Below are 17636 nucleotides of genomic sequence, written 5' to 3' on the forward strand. Positions count from 1 at the left end.
TCCGTGACCACCCGGCACGACGGCCGCGGGGTGCTCTCCCGCTTCCGGGCGGTTCCCGGGATCCGCGCCGTGTCGTCCTACCGGCGCGAGTGGCTGGTCAAGGACCTGGTCGCGGGTGTCGTCCTGACCACGCTGCTGGTGCCGCAGGGCATGGCGTACGCGGAGCTGGCGGGCCTGCCGGCCATCACCGGCCTGTACACGACCGTCCTCTGCATGCTCGGATACGCGGTGTTCGGCCCCTCCCGGATCCTGGTGCTCGGCCCGGACTCCTCGCTGGGGCCGATGATCGCCGCCACCGTGCTGCCCCTGGTGGCCGCCGGCGGGGATCCCGGCCGGGCCGTCGCCCTGGCGTCGATGCTCGCGGTCATGGTCGCGGCCATCATGATCCTCGCCTCGGTGGCGAAGCTCGGCTTCATCGCCGACCTGATCTCCAAGCCGACGATGATCGGCTACATGAACGGCCTGGCCCTGACCATTCTGATCGGCCAGCTGCCCAAGCTGCTCGGCTTCAAGGTCGAGGCGGACGACCTGATCGGCGAGTGCGTCGGCCTTGTGCGGAAGATCGCCGAAGGGGCGACGGTGCCGGCCGCCGCCGCCGTGGGCCTGGGCGGGATCGCCGTGATCCTGGTCCTGCAGCGCTTCCTGCCGAAGGTCCCCGCGGTGCTCGTGATGGTGGTGCTGGCGATCGCCGCGGCCGCCGCCTTCGACCTGGACGAGCACGGCGTCGGCCTGGTCGGGGTGCTGCCCGAGGGCTTCCCTCCGTTCACGATCCCCGACGTGCGGCTCGCCGACCTCGCGCCGCTGCTCGGCGGCGCCCTGGGAATCGCCCTGGTCTCCCTCGCGGACACGATCTCCAACGCGTCCGCGTTCGCGGCCCGTACGGGGCAGGAGGTCCGCGGCAACCAGGAGATGGCGGGCGTCGGGGCGGCCAACCTGGCGGCCGCCCTCTTCCAGGGCTTCCCCGTCAGCACCAGCGGGTCCCGGACGGCGGTGGCGGAGCGTGCGGGGGCCAGGAGCCAGCTCACCGGGGTCGTGGGCGCGGCGCTCATCGTCCTCATGCTCGTGCTGGCTCCGGGTCTCTTCCGCGACCTGCCCCAGCCGGCCCTGGCCGCCGTGGTCATCACCGCGTCACTGTCCCTGGCCGACGTACCCGGAGCGGTACGGCTGTGGCGGCAGGGCCGGGCGGAGTTCCTGCTGTGCTTCGCCGCCTTCGCCGGCGTGGCCCTGCTGGGCGTGCTGCCCGGGATCGCCATCGCCGTGGGCCTGTCCGTCCTCAACGTCTTCCGGCGCGCCTGGTGGCCGTACGACACCGTGCTGGGGCGGGTGCGGGGCCTGGAGGGCTATCACGACATCCGCTCCTATCCTCAGGCCGAGCGGTTGCCGGGTCTGGTGATCTACCGCTTCGACGCCCCGCTCTTCTTCGCCAACGCCAGGGCCTTCCGGGACGAGGTCAGGCGGCTGGCCGGCGCGGAGCCGCGGCCGGGCTGGATCGTGGTCGCGGCGGAGCCCGTGACCGACGTGGACACGACCGCCGCCGATGTGCTGGAGGAGCTCGACGAGGCGCTCAACGCGGAAGGCGTCCACCTCGTGTTCGCCGAGATGAAGGACCCCGTGCGGCGGAAGATCGAGCGGTACGAACTCACCCGGACCATCGACCCCCGGCACTTCTTCCCCACGGTGGAGGCGGCCGTCGCCGCCTTCCGTCTGCGCACCGGAGCGCGGTGGACGTCTCCCGACCCCGACGGGATGCCCGCCGGACCGCCCGACGGACCCGACCCCGGGTCCACCGGTCCCGACGGCGGGCCCGAACCCGGGTCCACCGGTCCCGCGCCCACCGGCGGGAAGTGACCCCGCGCGGGAAGCGACCACGGGCGGGAAGTGACCACGGGCCGGGCGGAAGGACCGCGATGGCCGGGCGGAAGGACCGCGATGGCCCGGCGGCCGCCGGTCAGGCGGCGCCGTGTCCCGCCGCGGTCCGTCCCATGGTCAGCGCCAGCCGCCGCACCCGGCCCCAGTCCATCGGCGGCGTGGCCCGCGGCACACCGGGACGGTGCCGCGGCACGCGCACGCGCAGGGCGCCGGACGCGATGCGGCAGTGCACGGGAGTGGACAGCACCAGGGCCTCGCCGTCGACACCGACCGGGATGGCGCTGGCGTCGGCGTCGACGACGACCTCGCGGGCGGTCACGGCGGTCAGCCCGCGGCCCTGCCTGCCGTGCAGCAGCAGCCCCGCCGCTTCGGCGGCGTTCGAGACCTCGACGCCGAGCACCCCCAGCCGGCCGGAGTCCAGCCGCTCCCGGCGCCCGAGCCCCGCCGAATCACCCTTCTGATAAGGGTTGTTGCTCACCAGTACGGCCTGGGGAGCGTTCAGGACCAGCGCATCGGCACGGACGCTCAGCCGCGAGCCGCTGCCGTGGGTCAGCAGCTCCGGAAGCATCTCCAAAATGGTGCCGGCCTTGTCGTCGCGGTAGGCCGGACTCTGCACGACTTCCGCGTACACGCCGAACGAGGCGCTGTTGACGAAGACCCGCCCGGTGTTCCCGTCCGCCGGTTCCCCCTCGTGGATGTAGCCGAGGTCGACGCGCAGTTCGACGCCGTCGGTCAGGGCGTCCAGACAGCGGGAGGGATCCTGCCGGTCGAGGCCCAGGTCCATGGCGAAGTGGTTGCGCGTGCCGGCGCTGATGACCACGAACGGAAGGTCGTGCTCCACGGCAACGGCGGCGACCAGGGCCTGCGTGCCGTCCCCGCCCGCGACGCCCAGCAGGTCGGCCCCGTCCTCGACGGCCTGCCGCGCCAGCTCGGCCACGTCCTGGTGCCGCGCCGGATCCAGTACGACGACTTCGGCGCCCAGGGCCCTGGCCCGCTCCGCCAGGCGGAACTTCTCGACCTTTCCGCCGCCCGAGCGCGGATTCATGATCAGGAAGGGCCGCTCGGCCGGGCCGGCGGCGTGCTCCGGCATGCCCGGGGCGTCCTCGGCGAGGGCGGCGCTGCCCGCGGCGACGGCCAGCGCCCACAGGGCGAGCGAGACCAGTACGACCCACAGCAGTCCGGCGGCCGAGTACAGGAGGAGGACGGCGAGCGGTGCGCCGACCGCGAGCAGCCCGGCGAGCACCCTGATCCACCCGGTGTGGGTGAGCATCCACCAGCCGCCGGCGGCCGTGAGGACCAGCCCGGCCCACCCCACCGCCATCAGCAGGAGGCTCGCGAGGCCGCCGAACACCACCAGCACGACGAGCGCCGCCAGCCCCGTCGCCAGGGCCAGACGTGCGGTCCAACGCCTGCTCATGGGAGCACCTCCCGCCGCTTCACGGGCCGCCGGACAGGAGCCGGCACCCACTTCAGGCTACGAGCGCCGACCCCGCGCGGCCTGCCGACCACGGCCGACCACGGCCGGCCACGGCCGTCGGCGGACGACCCCGCGCGGCCTGCCTCCGCGGACCCGGTCCGCGGCCGCCGCGCCGGATGGCAGGACCGGCCGGGCCTTGGGACCATGACCGCGGAGGCACCCATGACCGCTGACTCCCCGCCGGTCCCCGCGTCCGCGTCCGCGTCCGAGGAGCCGGCACCGCGCACGCGCCACCGGCGGCTGCGCCTGACGCTGCCGGGCTGCTGGGGCGCCCTCCTCCTGGCGTGCCTGTCCTTCACCCCGTCGCTGCTTCCCCGCGGAGGCGTACTCCAGGGGCTGGTCTGCGGCATCAGCGCGGCCATCGGGTACGGGCTGGGCGTGGTCGCCGCGTACGTGTGGCGTGCTTTCGCCGACCGACAGGCGCGCAGCCCCTCGCGCAGGTCATGGCCGGCCCTGCTCGTCAGCGCGATCGTGCTCTTCGGCGTCTCGTTCGGGCTCGGCCAGTACTGGCAGCACGAGATCCGCCGCCTCATGGACGTCGCCGACCCCGATGTCCTGGCCACCGTCGCCTGCCCCTTCGTCGCCGCTGCCGTCTTCCTGCTGCTGCTCCTGGCCGGGCGGGGGCTCCGGGCCCTGTACCGGTGGGCCGCCCGTCAGCTCGGGCGCTGGATCGGCGGGCGCGCGGCGCGGGTGGTCGGCTGGCTCCTGGTGGCCGCTCTGGCGTGGGCCGCGTTCTCCGGACTGCTGCTGAGCGGCATCGTGAACGCGGCCAACGAGGCGTTCTCGCTGCGTGACACGCAGACCCCGGAAGGCGTGCACCAGCCCACGTCGACACTGCGCTCGGGCGGGCCCGGCTCGCTGGTGCCGTGGGACTCGCTGGGCTACCAGGGCCGGGCGTTCACCGGCAGCGGGCCGTCGGCCCAGACCATCGGCGCGTTCACCCACCGTCCGGCGCGGGAGCCCATCAGGGCCTACGCGGGGCTGGAGACCGCCGGCGACACGGAGGCCCGGGCGAGCAGGGCCGTCGCGGACCTCGAACGGGCGGGCGGCTTCGGGCGCGAGAACCTGCTCGTGATCACCACCACGGGCAGCGGATGGGTCGATCCCGCCGCCGTGGACTCGTTCGAGTACCTCGCCGACGGAGACGCGGCCAGCGTGGCGATCCAGTACTCGTACCTGCCGTCCTGGATGTCGTACCTGGTGGACCAGTCCAAGGCGCGCGAGGCCGGCCGCGACCTCTTCGACGCGGTCTACGACAAGTGGTCCAAGCTGCCCCAGGACCGGCGTCCGCGCCTGTTCGTGGCGGGCGAGAGCCTGGGCTCGTTCGGCGGTGAGACGGCCTTCAGCGGGGAGGCCGACCTGCGCAACCGCACCGCCGGCACCGTGTTCGCCGGCCCGCCCAACTTCAACACCCTGTTCCGCGAGTTCAGCGACCACCGCGACACGGGAAGCCCCGAGATCGAGCCCGTCTACCGGGCCGGCCGCACCGTCCGGTTCACCGACGACCCGGCCGCGGGCATCCCTCCGACGGACCGGCCGTGGGACGGCCCCCGGGTGCTCTACCTGATGCACCCGTCCGATCCGATCGTCTGGTGGAGCCCCCGACTGGCCCTCTCCGAGCCCGACTGGATCGGCGAGCGGCCCGGCTCGGACGTGCTCGGCGCGATGGTCTGGATCCCGTTCGTGACCTTCTGGCAGGTCACCGCCGACCTGCCGTTCTCCACGGGCGTGCCGGACGGCCACGGTCACACGTACAAGGCCTCGTACGTCGATGCCTGGAACGCCGTCATGCGGCCCCAGGGGTTCACCGCGCAGGACCTGGACCGGCTGAAGGACGTCGTCTCGCCGCCGCCGAAGTGACCCCGCCGGGCCGCTCAGCGCAGCAGGAAACCGACGAGGTAGCCGAGCGCGTTGACCGCCCAGTGCAGGCCCATGGGCGCCAGCAGGCTGCCGCTGCGGCGGCGCAGTTCGCAGAAGAGGACGCCCGCCGCCGCCGTGAACAGCACCGCCCCCAGGACCGCCAGGACGGCCCCGGTCCCGGACTGGCCGACGACCGAGGTCACGGCCGGTTTCGCGGTCGCCAGGCGCAGCGAGGGCAGTACGTGCCACAGGCCGAACAGCAGGCTCGACACGGCGGTCGCCCACACGGCCCCGCGGTCGCGGCGGACCAGACCGTAGAGCACCCCGCGGAAGGCGATCTCCTCCACGAGGACCGTGCCGAGCGGGACCAGCACGAAGACGCGGAGCATCACCTCGCCGCCGTCCATCGCGGCGTACCGCCGGTCCTCGAACAGCGACCGGGTGGCCGGCAGCAGGGCCCCGGCCAGGTAGACGACGGCCACCAGGCCGATCAGGGCCAGTGCCCAGCGGGCACCGCGGGCCCGCGTGCCCCGTGCCAGCCCCGCGTCCTCGAGGGTGCCGCCGGCCCGGCGGAGCACACCGAGCAGCACGGCGCTGACCACGAGGGACGTCACCACGCCCCAGAGGCCCGACCAGCGGTGCAGGGCCAGGTTGGCGGCGACGAGGACGGCCACCGTGACTCCCACGGCCGGCCAGGTGCCGATCGGCCGTCGACGTGGCGCCGCGTCATCGCGGGTGCTGCGGGTCATGGGAACCCATCTGGTGTCGTCACCGGTTGAGCACGAGGTCCTGCGCGGCCGCGGGGTCCCCCTGCGCTGCCGCGGCGAGCGGGAACTCCGTCCAGACGGTCTTGCCGTCCCGGGTGTAGCGGGCGCCCCACCGTTCGGTGAGCTGGGCCACCAGGAAGAGACCGCGCCCGCCCTCGTCGGTGGTGCGCGCCCGTCGCAGGTGCGGAGCGGTGCTGCTGCGGTCGGAGACCTCGCAGACGAGGCTGCGGTCGCGGATGAGCCGCAGGGTCAACGGCGTGCCGCCGCCGTACCGGTAGGCGTTGGTGACCAGTTCGCTGACGACCAGTTCGGCGGTGAAGGCCAGCTCCTCCATGCCCCACCCGGTCAGTGTGGTCTCCGTCAGGTGCCGTGCCCGGGCGGCGGCGGTCGGCTCCGCGGGCAATTCCCAGGAGGCGATCTGCTCCGGCGCCAGCACGCGGGTGCGGGCGAGCAGCAGGGCGACGTCGTCGGGTGGGTGATCGGGCAGCAGGGCGTCCTGCACGTCCGTGCAGGTCTCCTCCAGCGAGCGGCCGGGCCGGGACAGCGCTTCCCGCAGCCGCGCGAGTCCCTCGTCGAGGTCGAGACCACGGGCCTCGACCAGGCCGTCGGTGTAGAGCGCCAGCAGACTCCCCTCGGCGAGTTCCAGCTCGACGGACTCGAACGGAAGTCCGCCCAGGCCGAGCGGCGGCCCTTCGGGAAGGTCGGGCACGGCGACCGTGCCGTCGGAGGTCACCACGACGGGGGGCACGTGACCCGCCCGGGCCAGGGTGCAGCGCCGGGAGGTGGGGTCGTAGACCGCGTAGAGGCACGTCGCGCCGACGATCTGCTGGCCCGGCGCGTGTCCGTCGCCGGGCTCCTGCTCGGCCGCCAGGCGGTTGACCAGGTCGTCCAGGTGGGAGAGGACCTCGTCCGGAGCGTAGTCGAGGCCGGCCAGGGTGTGTACGGCCGTGCGCAGGCGGCCCATGGTGGCCGCGGCGTGCAGGCCGTGGCCGACGACGTCGCCGACGACGAGGGCGACGCGGGCTCCGGAAAGGGGGATGACGTCGAACCAGTCGCCGCCGACACCGGTGGCGGGATCGGCCGGCAGATAGCGGTGCGCCACCTCGACCGCGCTGTACTCGGGCAGAGCCTGCGGCAGCAGGCTGCGCTGGAGCGTCAGCGCGGCCTGGTGCTGCTGGGTGTAGCGGCGGGCGTTGTCGATGCACAGGGCGGCCCGCGCGGCGAATTCCTCCGCGAGCGTGAGGTCGTCCGCCTCGAACGGCTCGGGCCGCTCGGCCCGCCACAGGCTGAGCAGGCCCAGGAGCACGCCGCGGGCCGTCAGCGGTACGACGATCAGCGAGTGGGCCTCGAGACCGAGGGCGCGCCGTCTGCGCTCCTGATCCCTGAAGTACCAGCCGGGGCTGGTCCGGAGCACCGGCTCGAGGATGGAGCTCTGCTCGGCGAGGCACCTGGCCTGCGGGGTGCGGGGATCGAAGTGGAAGAGCTCGCCTGCGGAGTGCATGACCCGCAGTGCCTCCGTCACGACCGAATGGACGGCCATCCTCCGGACCGGTCCGCCCGCCTCCCGGGCCGGCTCTTCGCCCCGGGCCACCGACTCCAGCAGATCCACAGAGACGGCGTCCGCGAGGTCGGGGACGGCGACGTCGGCCAGCTCCCGGGTGGTCCGGCCGATGTCCAGTGTGGTCCCGATGCTGGTGCTCGCCCGGTTGAGGAGGGCGAGCCGCCGCCGTGCCCGGTAGCGATCGGTGACGTCCTCCACCAGTTGGGTGACTCCGAGGGTCCCGCCGGAGGGGTCCTGCATGCGGAACGCCGACACCGAGACCACCCGCTCGTGGTCGGGGTCGCTCCTCAGGCGGCAGGGCTGCTCGGTGAAGATCAGCGGGGCGCCCGTCTCCAGCACCCGGCGCAGCCGGGTTTCGATGGTCTTCACGTCGGGGCCGATGAGGAAGTCGCCGATGCGCCGGCCCCGGATCTCCGCCGTGGAAAGCTGCGTGAACCGGGCCAGGGCCCGGTTGATCCGCAGGACGCTGAGGTCGGGGGCGTGGACGGACAGGCCGATCGGTGAGCGCCGGAACAGACCGTCCAGGACCGACCGGTCGGTCTCCCACCGGAGCACCTCCTCCGCCGGGGCGACGACGAGGAACCACTCGCGCGCCGAGCCGGCGCGGATGACGGCGCGGGCCCGGAAGCCCAGCTCCACCCGCCGCCCGCTGCGGTGCAGGACGGGCAGGATGCCGGACCAGCCCCCGTCGCGCTCGCAGGCGGCCGCCGCCTCGAGGACCACCTCGCGGTCACCGGGGTCGAACAGGAATTCCGAGGCCGCGCGGCCCAGCACCTCCTCGGGCGGGTAGCCGAGGTGCTCCTGTGCGCGCCCGCTCCAGCCGACGACCCTGCCGCGGCCGTCCAGAACGGCGGAGGCGGAGTTGTGCAGCGCGAACGGGTCCTCGGGCGCTTCGCCCGAACCAGGCGCCGGTGCGTCCATCGCTGCCACCCTTCGACCTGCCGAACGGACCGCACAGCGGGCATTACCACAGCGACCACCCGGAGTGACCACGAACCACGGGACGGGCAGTCGGCTCACCTTCAGTATCACCGCGCCGCCGTACGTCGGCAGAAGGTCGCCCACCGCACGCCCCGAGGGGCCTGGGGGGTGGCGTGCCGCCTTCGGCGTAATGAGTGTTTTGTCCGCGCCGCCGTGCCACGCTGTGGTCCCGATTGATCAGGGTCGTGTCAGGAGCACCGGGCGTTCGTGATGGCAGGAGACGGGGAAGCGCAGCAGCCGGGGCAGCCGCACCTTCCCGACCTGCACGTACGTCTGCGCACCGAGTTGGGCAGGATCGACGAGCAACTGCGCTCCCTGCTGGCCGCCATGGACCGGCTCCAGGGCCTGCTGGACGCGGTGGTGTCCATCAGCCGGGAGGTGGAGCTGACCGACGTGCTGCACCGGATCGTGACCACCGCCATGGACTTGGTCGGCGCCCGCTACGGGGCACTGGGCGTACTCAATGAGTCGGGCGAGCACTTGGAACAGTTCATCACCGCCGGCCTGTCCGAACGGGAACGCGCCGATCTGGCCGGGACCGGTCTGCCCCGCGGCCTGGGAGTCCTCGGGCACCTGATCCACCATCCCGAGCCCCTGCGGGTCGACGGCATCTCGGCCCACCCCTCGTCCGTCGGGTTCCCGTCCGGCCACCCGCACCTGCACACCCTGCTCGGCGTCGCCATCAACGTCCGCGGCGAGATCTACGGGGACCTCTACCTCTCCGAGCGGCGCGACGGGCGGCCCTTCGACGTCCACGACGAGAACGTCGTCGTCGCCCTGGCCAGTGCCGCCGGAATCGCCATCGAGAAGGTTCGCCTGTTCGAACGGGTGCGCCTCGGAGCCGAGCAGTTCCAGCGGCTGCTGCTGCCCACACTGCCGGACCTGCGGCCCTTTACCGCCGCCGCCATCTACCGGCCCGCCGCCGAGCCCAGCCAGCTCGGCGGGGACTGGTACGACGCCATCCAGCTGGCCGACGGCGTCGTCGCGGTCGTCATCGGCGACGTGGTCGGCCACGATCTGAAGGCCGCGGCCTCCATGGCGTCCACCCGCAACATGCTGCGGGCCCTGCTCTTCGACCAGAGCAACCCGCCCAGCGCCATCCTCGCCCAGCTCGACCGCACCCTGCACGCCATCACGAGCAATCCCGTCACCACCACGACCCTGGCCCGCATCGAACCCGAGGCGCCGGGCTGGCGGCTCCACTGGAGCACCGCGGGCCACGTCCCACCTCTGCTGATCACCCCCGGGCGCCCGGTGGAGTACCTCTTCGCCGAGCCCGGGGTACCGCTCGGGGTCGACCCCGAGCAGCCCCGCCCGGACCACTCCCGCTTCCTTCCCCCGGACTCCACCGTGGTCTTCTTCACGGACGGGCTGGTCGAACACCCCGAGCACCCCATCGACGAGAGGCTCGACCGGCTCACCGATCTCGCCACCCTGTACGCCGCCCTGCCCCTCCAGGAGTTCGTTCAGGCCCTGGCCGATCACCACCCCAGCGACGGTCACGACGACCTGGCCATCCTCGCCCTGCGCACCCCGCACCCCTGATCCCCGTGCGTCGGGTCCGGGGTGACGGTGCCGTGGAGGATCGGGGGGATCGGACGGATGATGGGCTTCGGGACGATGTCGATGCGGAGGTGTCGCCCGATGACCGGCGCGCGGCCTGAACGGTTCCGGCGGGCCGGCCTGGCCGCCCTGGAGATGTGCGCGGTCGCCGCGCTGTACTACGGCTCGGCCACGCTGGGACTGATCCAGCAACTGGTGGGGGGCCAGGTCACACCGCTGTGGCCGCCGACCGGCATCGCCCTGGCGAGCCTGCTCCTGTGCGGTCTGCGGGTCTGGCCCGGGATCGCGCTGGGCGCGTTCCTGGTCAACGTCCCGCTCGGCCCGTCGATCCCGGCCGTCCTCGCGATCGTCGCGGGAAACACCCTCGCGCCCGTCTGCTCGTACGTGCTGCTGCGTCGTACCGGGTTCCGTACGGAACTGGACCGTCTGCGGGACGCGATGGGGCTGATCTTCCTGGGCGCGCTCACCGGGATGCTGATCAGCGCGACGGTGGGCAGCGGGACGCTGGCCCTCGCCGGTGCGCTGAGCGCCGAGGACTTCTGGCCGACGTGGTCGGTCTGGTGGACGGGCGACGCGATGGGCGTACTGGTGGTGACGCCCGTCCTGCTCGTCCTTCGCTTCGCACGCTGGCCGAAGGGCGCACGGCCGGCTCGCTGGGCGGAGGGGCTGCTGCTCGTGGCGGCCACGGTGTGCGTCGGTTTCCTCGAGACCAGCAGTACGCCGCTCATCTTCCTCGGCTTCCCGCTGCTCATCTGGGCGGCCTTCCGCTTCCAGCTGGCCGGGGCCGCGCTCTGCGCCCTGTCCGTGTCGACCTTCGCCATCGTCGCCGCCGCCCGCGGCTCGGGCCCCTTCGCCGGCCACGACCTGCTCACCAACATGATCACCCTCCAGGCGTTCAACGGTTCCTCCTCGCTGACCGCGCTGCTGGTCGCGGCCACCGTCAGCCAGCGCAACCAGACCCAGGAGGAGATCGCGCGAGCCTGCGGCCTGCTGGCCGAGATGGTCGCCAAGGCCACCGCCGGCGGGGGCCACCACCCGAGGCTCCCCGACGGCGGGAACGGGACGGAAACGGACGGCGGACGAACCGGCAGACCGACATGATGCGCCCCACGGACGCCACGCCCACGGGCTCCGACTGAGCGAGGACGCGGTGAAACTGCCGTACGGCGTGCGGCCGGCGCGGGAGCGGCGCAACCAGGTCTTCCGCGGCCCGCGGGACGTGCCGGTCGACATCGACGGCATCCGTGACCGACCGCGTCACACGTGCGGGGTCAGCGCCCCCGCGAGCCCCGCGGCGGCCGCGACCGCCAAGCCCAGCTGCGTCAGCGAGATGGCCGATCCCGTCCACGCGTCCGGAACGTCGGGAGCCGTCCGCGGGCTCTCGGCGGGCGGGACCTCGTGATCCGTGGGAATGCCCCGGTGCCAGAACAGACAGAGCCGCTGCCAGCGTTCCCGCTCCGCGTCCGGACCGGGGCGCCGCTCTTCGCCGAGCGCCTCCAGGAGATCGGTGCGGTGCAGATCGAAAGCCACCCGGACGTGCTGCCCGTACACCAGCGCGGCGTTCAGAGCGCCCCGGTAGGACGCCCAGGCCAGCAGGGCGCCGCCCCACAGGCAGCACGGCAGCAGGGCCGGCGGGCCGCCCCGGGCCGCCGCACAACCGGCCCCGATTACGGCGAAGGCGCAGCAGAGGACGGCGCGTACCAGGAGCGCGGTCAGCTCCGCCCGCGCCGTCGCCAGTGCTCCGCGCAACCCGTCCGGGAGCAGTGGGAACAGACGGGGCCAGACGAGTACGGCATCGATGCCGTAGCGCAGCTGCGGGTACAGCTCCGCGGCCTTGAGGATGTTCCCCAGGCGGGTCGGCCTCACCTCGTGCGGTCGTGATCCCGGCGGGTAGAGGTGCTGCGCCGGTCCGTCGTCGCACCTCAGCAGCCGCAGCCGGTGGCAGCGGCGTCCGAACCGGCCCAGCGACCGGTCCGCGATCGGGCCCCAGTACCCTTCCGCGCACCTCAGCAGCGCGGACTGGGCCGAGTCCAAGAGCGCGGAGACGAGCAGGACGGCGGTCAGGAAGCCCCCCACCAGCAGCGCCTTGGCCTCGACGGGCAGGGACGTCCAGGTGGCCACAACGGCGCCGGGCCGCTGCCCTCCGGCGACCAGCGCGACGCAGGCCAGCAAGGAGCAGAAGACCAGGCTGGGCAGCAGCACGACGCGGACGAACCGGCGCCCCGCGAACTGGGCCGCCTCGCCCAGCGTCGCCGTGAACATCCCGCTCACTGCGCCCTGATGGCGAGCGGATGCGGCGTGGCCCGCGGCACCGGGCCGGGACAGACCGGTGGGAAGTCCGGGTCGTACGCGGTCAGTGTGGTGAGCCGGCCGCAGTGGCAGACGACCCGCGCGACGGGGGTGGCGTAGGCACCGGCGAGAACGGCGTCCGAGGGCGACGGGGTGTCGCTGCGCAGCGTGCCCCGGGCCGACAGGGTGACCAGGTACGAGGAGACGGTGTGCCGTTCCAGCACGCCCAGGGTGCGATCGTCGTCCTGGACCAGAGCGCCGTACGGGTTGAGGGCCAGCAGGTCGAGCGCAGCGCCGGTGCACAACGCCGACATGGTCATCGGCGCGGGCAGCAGCACGGCGGGCGGAAGGCCCGCATCCGCGTCGTCCAGCCTGCCGAGGGCGGTGGGCCGGCCCTCCTCGTCCACCGTCATGACGTAGCCGCCGTCCGCCACCGCTTCGGTCAACGGGGTGACGGGTGCCAGGGTCAGTTCGCCGAGTGTCATCGCCAGTCTCCTACCAGGGTGAACGGTGCCCAGAAGAAAGGGGAAGCGAAGGCGGGCAGCGCGTAGTCGGCGCTCAGCCGACCGTGCTGGAACCGGACCTGGCGCTTCAAGTCGGTGAGGGCGCGGTGTTCTTCGCAACCGTGCCCGGTGTCCGGCAGCAGGCTCCGGATCTCCTCCAGGGCCCCCGCCGTATCGCCGGCCCGCAGTCGCAGCTGGGCGAGGCCGTGCCCCAGCCGCACGGCGATCTGCCGGTTCTCCGACAGGTTCCGCAGCCGCTCGCACTGCGCGACGGCGTCGCGGAAGCTCATCCTGCGCACACCGCCGCGCGCCGCGGACAGAGCCGCGCCGACGGGGCGGCCCCGCCCGAGCTCCCGGTAGAAGCCGGCCATCAGCAGCGCGGTGGAGACGTCGTTGACCGCCCACTGGCTGACGACCACCGCCCGGGCCCCGGCATGCAGCAGCGCCCTGGTGAGGCCGATCAGCTCGTTGCCCCTGCGGTACTGCTGGCCCCCCGTCTCGCATCCGCTCACGACGACGAGGGAGCCGTCGAGCCGTACGGGGAGGAAGTCTTCGACGGTCAGCCGCCCGTCGGCCAGACGGAGCGCCGACCCGGAGGGCTCCGCGTGGTCGATGCCGTAGTGGCAGGCGAGGTGGAGCACGTCGTACGGCTCCCCGCCGAGTCTCTCCAGGAGCCGGCTGCGGGTCGCGGATCCGCCGGTGTGGACCTCGGCCTGGGGCAGGAGCGCTCCGACGAGATGGGCTTCGGCCCGGGCGTGCGGCAGGTCGCCGCCCGGATCGGCCATGATCAGCGCCCGCCGGACGCCCGACTCCCGGTCACGGCCGAGCCGATGGCGCAGCAGCGAGGCGCTGGGGGTGACGCAGAGCGGATTGCGCTCGCCGAGCGGGACCCCGTCCACCTCCACCGCGTGCAGCGGCAGACCGTGCAGGAGGCCGTCGGGCACCAGCCACAGGGTCTCTCCGGGTGCGGCGTGCTCGGCCACCGCCCGCAGGAGCGGCCGCAGCGGATCACCCCAACGGGCCGGACCGTCCGGTGAGGGCAGGGACAGCAGGTCGGGGTCCTCGTCGAGCGGCACCGCGAAGGCCACCGGCGCCGGGCGGTCGGCGCGCACCACCAGCGCCAGCATCCGCGGGCCGCGGCGGACGAGTTCACAGAGCACGGCGCCCGGCGGCAGCACCGCGCGCAGTTCCCCGTGGGTGGCCGGTGCTCCGCGCCGGTGCCTGGCGTAGGCCGCGCCGAGCGGCCCGGACGCCTCCAGTTCCGCCCAGACCGCTTCGCGGGCCGCCCGGTACCGCCGCTGATGGGCCGGGTGGATGTCCATGTGCGCGGAGGAGGGCCGGCCGGGACGCGGGAGGACTCCGCCTCGTACCCGCCCTTGCTCCATCCGGCGTTCCCGCTCGTGCAACCTCGCCGGTTGCCGCGGGAGTTCCGGTGACACGGAGGAGCCGAACACCTCCAGCAGCAGCCGGGACCGGCTGCGTTCGGCCAGCTCGAGGGCGTCGGCCGGGGTGAGGCGGGAAGCCCGTCCGTCGACGATGAGCTCGATCAGCTGCGCGCAGGCGGGGGTGAGGTCCAGGTCGATCCGGGTGTCGCCGTCACTGACGCGTTCCCGCAGCCGCTCGACGAGGTCCACGACGGCCAGGAGTTCGGCGGTGAGGTCCGGCCAGCGGCGCTCCGTCTCGGCGAGCCGGGCCAGCAGCCGACAGGCCTGCGCCTCGCCGGGCAGATCGCCGATGGAGCGGGCGACGGTGGCCACGTCCTCGGCGATGCCCCGTGCGGCGGGGGATCCGCTCTCCTGCAACTCCCGCGCGTGCTGGAGCGCCTGCCGCAGGTCATGGGCGCCGGGCATCTCGTGGCGGTCCGGGAACGTGCTGTACATGCTGCGCGCCCGGGCCTGGGCGGGACGGCCCGGACCGAGCGTGCCGGCGATGCCGGCGAAGCGCTGCTCGACCAACCGCACGAATGCGATCTCCTGATGAAGGTGGCTGCCGAACGGCAGCCAGGTCGGCAGCTCGTCGAAGAGCCCTTTGGCGGACCGCAGTGCGAGCGGCATCATGCGGGCGGCGGCGCGGCCCGCGTCCCTGTCGCCCGCCGCCGCCTTCAGCACCAGGGCCAGGCAGGCCACGGCCCTGGGCGGATTCGGAGTGTCGGCGACCCTTTCCAGCTCGTGCCGGGCTTCTTCCGGGCGTTGCAGGTCGAAGAGCAGCAGGTCGGCGGCGAGGCAGCGGGCGGCTGCCGCGTTGCCCTCGAGGCCGGCGGCGGCGTACAGCTCGGCGGCGTGGAGGCGGTTGCGCAGTGCGTAGTCGAACTCCCCCGTGACGCAGCTCGATTCGGCGCGGAGCATCGCGGTCATCGCCGTGACGATCCGGGCGGTGGTCCACAGTTCCCGGTGCCGGGTGGAGTCCAGTCCGACGTGCTGGTGGCAGAGCCGGCGCAGCGACTCGGCGGCCGCCTCGGCGGCGCTGATCCACGGTTCCCCCTCCGAGGCGGGTACGGCGCTCACGGGCCGCCAGACCATCGGCACGGCAGCGTATGCCGTGCGGGAGGACAGCAGTTCACGGTGGCGCAGCCACAGTTCCCACAGCGCCAGGTCGGGCTGGTGCGGTGGGCGTGTCGTCGTTTCCCACCACCGCTCGTGCATGATCGCGTAGAGGCCGAGGGGGAAACGGTCGCGGGCGATCCGCGTCGTGAGGAGCGCGACCGCCGCGTCCGCGCGCAGGGCCCAGTCGCCGCTCCGCAGCGCGATGAGGGCAAAGCCGATCTCCAGAACGGTCATGGCCGTCGCCGCGGGCAGGAGCGCGCCGGCGTCAGGCTGGACCACGGCGATCAGAGCCGGGGTCCAGCCGTGGCAGGACCACGTCCGCAGGCGGCCGAAGCCCCGTACCCAGGGTGACGACACTCCCCCCACCTGCGGCCACGTGCGGAACTCGCGCAGGCAGCCGAAGACGGTGACCGCGGCGCCCGCCGCCACCGACACGACCGCCTCACCCGGGGAGGGAGCCGCCCTGCCCGGCGGCAGCAGCGTCGCGAGTCCCGTCCCCGCCAACAGCAGCAGGGCCTCGGTGCGGCACTGACGGCGCCTCACGGCCCGGCTGATCGCCCGCATGCGCCGTTCGCCGGTCAGCACGCGCACCAGAATGAGCACGGCGAGGAGCAACCGCAGGACGCCGGGGGCCGACCACGGGTCCGACGGCCCCTGCCGGACCACGATCAGCAGCGGTACGGCGGCCGCGGCCAGCCGGGCCGCGCGCCAGCCGCGGTCGTGCAGGTGGGTGGGGAGCGCCTGGATGTCCTCGTAGCGCCAAGGCCGCTCCCGGCCGCGCAGCCGCATCGCATGAACCCTTCGCGGGGAAGCAGGTCGACGACCAGGCCAGGGGCCCGCCGTTGCGGGAACCGGCCGCCCGAACCGCGTCACCCGATCGAGGCCACCGCGCCCCGCCTGCCGACGCCGAGCGCACCCGTCCGCGCTCCCGGATATCTGAGACCCGGCCGTCCGACGCATCCGGTCAACGCAGGCAGACGCCTTCCAGGACGGTCTGTCGACCCGCGAGCCGAGACGAGGCCTGCGGCAGTGGGAGTCGTAGTGTCGCATCCTGTCTCCGAGGAGGACTTCCGATGCGCAACGTGACCTACTCGATGGGCGTCTCCCTTGACGGCTACATCGTCGGGCCAGATGGCAGGTTCGACTGGACGGATCCCGACGAGGACGTCTTCCGCTTCTGGATCGACGAGATCCGAAAGGTCGATGTCCACCTGTTGGGACGACGGCTGTACGAGACGATGCTGTACTGGGAGACCGCCGACCAGGATCCATCGCTCGGCGGCCCCGAGCTGGAGTGGGCCGCCCTCTGGAACCCGCTCCCCAAGGTGGTGTTCTCCACCACGCTGTCGGCGGTGCAGGGCAACGCCCGCCTGCTCTCCGGCGGCCTGACGGAGGAGATCGAGCGGCTCCGGGCCGAGCCGGGGGAAGCCGACATCGCAATCGGCGGCGCGACCCTCGCCGCCGAGGCGGCCGCGTCGGGCCTGATCGACGAGTACCAAGCCGTCGTCCACCCGGTGTTGGTCGGCGGCGGAATCCCGTTCTTTCCCCGGGACGAGCGCCGGGTGGATCTCGAACTCGTCGAGACCCGCACCTTCAGCTCGAAAGTCGTCTACCTCCGCTACCGCGTGGCGGGCCGGACCGGGCTCTAGACCTCACCATAGCGGGGCGAGGAACGCCTTGCCCAAGCCTGCGTGCAGCGAGACGCAGCCTCATCTTCAACTGCGAAGCTAGCTTCGCAGGCTGACGATGTGTACGCTTCGGTGTATCGAGGCTCGAGAACAACGGGGCTTCGTGAGTGGTCATGGACCGGGAGAAGCGCACCGATTCCCGCCCACGGCCATCGACAAGGCCATCCGGCTCATCAAATACCGCACCACCCCGCGTGGTTTGGACGCCCGGCAGGGCGGTGCGGTACGACCATCCCCGCGCCGTGCGCGGGAACGGAAAGGACAACCCGTGCGGATTGTCGATACCCATAATGCCTGGGCCTTACCGCCTCGGACCAAGAGCGGTGTCCTGCCGCTCGTTGTGATCATCGTGGTCTGCGTCTTCGGATCCGCGATGACCGGACACGCGGCCGATGCACTGGCCGTAGTGGCTACGGTTCTGCTGACCGTAGCGACGGAGGAGCTGGTACGGGCCGCGATGCGGCACCGGCTTTGCGTCGCCTGACCATGTGACGTGTGTGCGGTGGGGCGCCGTGCTCAGTACCGCGCCCCACCA

At 73.1% G+C, this 17636-nt stretch carries 12 protein-coding genes; 6 read left to right on the top strand and 6 right to left on the bottom strand.

Annotated elements, in window-relative coordinates; translation table 11 throughout:
* The first annotated feature begins 3 nt into the window (after positions 1-3).
* A complete protein-coding gene (locus ACFY1T_RS17700; RefSeq protein WP_390788955.1) occupies positions 4-1848 on the top strand; it encodes a SulP family inorganic anion transporter in 1845 nt (614 codons plus the stop codon).
* 100 nt (positions 1849-1948) lie between these two features.
* Here ACFY1T_RS17700 and ACFY1T_RS17705 read toward each other — a convergent pair whose 3' ends face one another.
* Complete coding sequence (locus ACFY1T_RS17705) at positions 1949-3286, bottom strand: diacylglycerol/lipid kinase family protein (RefSeq protein ID WP_390788956.1); 1338 nt, start codon at positions 3284-3286, stop codon at positions 1949-1951.
* Between the two features lie 222 nt (positions 3287-3508).
* On the opposite strand from ACFY1T_RS17705, the gene ACFY1T_RS17710 reads away from it, so the two are divergent.
* Positions 3509-5206: an alpha/beta hydrolase gene (locus tag ACFY1T_RS17710; protein ID WP_390788957.1), complete on the top strand. Its 1698-nt coding sequence runs from the start codon at positions 3509-3511 to the stop codon at positions 5204-5206.
* A gap of 14 nt (positions 5207-5220) precedes the next feature.
* Here ACFY1T_RS17710 and ACFY1T_RS17715 read toward each other — a convergent pair whose 3' ends face one another.
* Both ACFY1T_RS17715 and ACFY1T_RS17720 read right to left on the bottom strand, forming a co-directional pair.
* Positions 5221-5955, bottom strand: a complete 735-nt coding sequence (locus ACFY1T_RS17715; RefSeq protein WP_390788958.1) for a CPBP family intramembrane glutamic endopeptidase — start codon at positions 5953-5955, stop codon at positions 5221-5223.
* 19 nt (positions 5956-5974) lie between these two features.
* A complete protein-coding gene (locus ACFY1T_RS17720; RefSeq protein WP_390788959.1) occupies positions 5975-8455 on the bottom strand; it encodes a SpoIIE family protein phosphatase in 2481 nt (826 codons plus the stop codon).
* Positions 8456-8725: 270 nt separating this feature from the next.
* On the opposite strand from ACFY1T_RS17720, the gene ACFY1T_RS17725 reads away from it, so the two are divergent.
* Both ACFY1T_RS17725 and ACFY1T_RS17730 read left to right on the top strand, forming a co-directional pair.
* Positions 8726-10060, top strand: a complete 1335-nt coding sequence (locus ACFY1T_RS17725; RefSeq protein ID WP_390789132.1) for a PP2C family protein-serine/threonine phosphatase — start codon at positions 8726-8728, stop codon at positions 10058-10060.
* Positions 10061-10159: 99 nt separating this feature from the next.
* Positions 10160-11179, top strand: coding sequence for an MASE1 domain-containing protein (locus ACFY1T_RS17730; RefSeq protein ID WP_390788960.1), 1020 nt, complete (start codon positions 10160-10162; stop codon positions 11177-11179).
* A 156-nt stretch (positions 11180-11335) separates the two neighbouring features.
* Here the strand turns inward: ACFY1T_RS17730 and ACFY1T_RS17735 are convergent, their stop codons facing one another.
* From ACFY1T_RS17735 to ACFY1T_RS17745, 3 genes are read right to left on the bottom strand one after another with little or no spacing between them, the layout of a single operon-like run.
* Complete coding sequence (locus ACFY1T_RS17735; protein WP_390788961.1) at positions 11336-12349, bottom strand: hypothetical protein; 1014 nt, start codon at positions 12347-12349, stop codon at positions 11336-11338.
* Positions 12346-12852: a hypothetical protein gene (locus tag ACFY1T_RS17740; protein WP_390788962.1), complete on the bottom strand. Its 507-nt coding sequence runs from the start codon at positions 12850-12852 to the stop codon at positions 12346-12348. Before ACFY1T_RS17740 ends, ACFY1T_RS17735 begins: the two co-directional genes overlap by 4 nt.
* The gene (locus tag ACFY1T_RS17745) at positions 12849-16202 is read right to left on the bottom strand and encodes a CHAT domain-containing protein (protein ID WP_390788963.1); all 3354 of its coding nucleotides are present in this window, start codon (positions 16200-16202) and stop codon (positions 12849-12851) included. Before ACFY1T_RS17745 ends, ACFY1T_RS17740 begins: the two co-directional genes overlap by 4 nt.
* Positions 16203-16486: 284 nt before the next feature.
* Between ACFY1T_RS17745 and ACFY1T_RS17750 the strand changes: the two genes are divergently transcribed.
* Both ACFY1T_RS17750 and ACFY1T_RS17755 read left to right on the top strand, forming a co-directional pair.
* Positions 16487-17062: a dihydrofolate reductase family protein gene (locus ACFY1T_RS17750; RefSeq protein WP_390788964.1), complete on the top strand. Its 576-nt coding sequence runs from the start codon at positions 16487-16489 to the stop codon at positions 17060-17062.
* 307 nt (positions 17063-17369) lie between these two features.
* Positions 17370-17585 (top strand): hypothetical protein, encoded by a 216-nt coding sequence (locus ACFY1T_RS17755; RefSeq protein ID WP_390788965.1) that lies wholly within the window; start codon positions 17370-17372, stop codon positions 17583-17585.
* The last annotated feature ends 51 nt before the right edge of the window (positions 17586-17636 follow it).

It is taken from the genome of Streptomyces sp. NPDC001194, from assembly GCF_042896985.1.
GTDB lineage: Bacteria > Actinomycetota > Actinomycetes > Streptomycetales > Streptomycetaceae > Streptomyces.

Coding starts and splice junctions, on each gene's coding strand:
- ACFY1T_RS17720 (WP_390788959.1), bottom strand. CDS start 8,455: ATGGACGCACCGGCGCCTGGTTCGGGCGAAGCGCCCGAGGACCCGTTC.
- ACFY1T_RS17750 (WP_390788964.1), top strand. CDS start 16,487: ATGCGCAACGTGACCTACTCGATGGGCGTCTCCCTTGACGGCTACATC.
- ACFY1T_RS17745 (WP_390788963.1), bottom strand. CDS start 16,202: ATGCGGCTGCGCGGCCGGGAGCGGCCTTGGCGCTACGAGGACATCCAG.
- ACFY1T_RS17710 (WP_390788957.1), top strand. CDS start 3,509: ATGACCGCTGACTCCCCGCCGGTCCCCGCGTCCGCGTCCGCGTCCGAG.
- ACFY1T_RS17715 (WP_390788958.1), bottom strand. CDS start 5,955: ATGACCCGCAGCACCCGCGATGACGCGGCGCCACGTCGACGGCCGATC.
- ACFY1T_RS17705 (WP_390788956.1), bottom strand. CDS start 3,286: ATGAGCAGGCGTTGGACCGCACGTCTGGCCCTGGCGACGGGGCTGGCG.
- ACFY1T_RS17730 (WP_390788960.1), top strand. CDS start 10,160: ATGACCGGCGCGCGGCCTGAACGGTTCCGGCGGGCCGGCCTGGCCGCC.
- ACFY1T_RS17725 (WP_390789132.1), top strand. CDS start 8,726: ATGGCAGGAGACGGGGAAGCGCAGCAGCCGGGGCAGCCGCACCTTCCC.
- ACFY1T_RS17740 (WP_390788962.1), bottom strand. CDS start 12,852: ATGACACTCGGCGAACTGACCCTGGCACCCGTCACCCCGTTGACCGAA.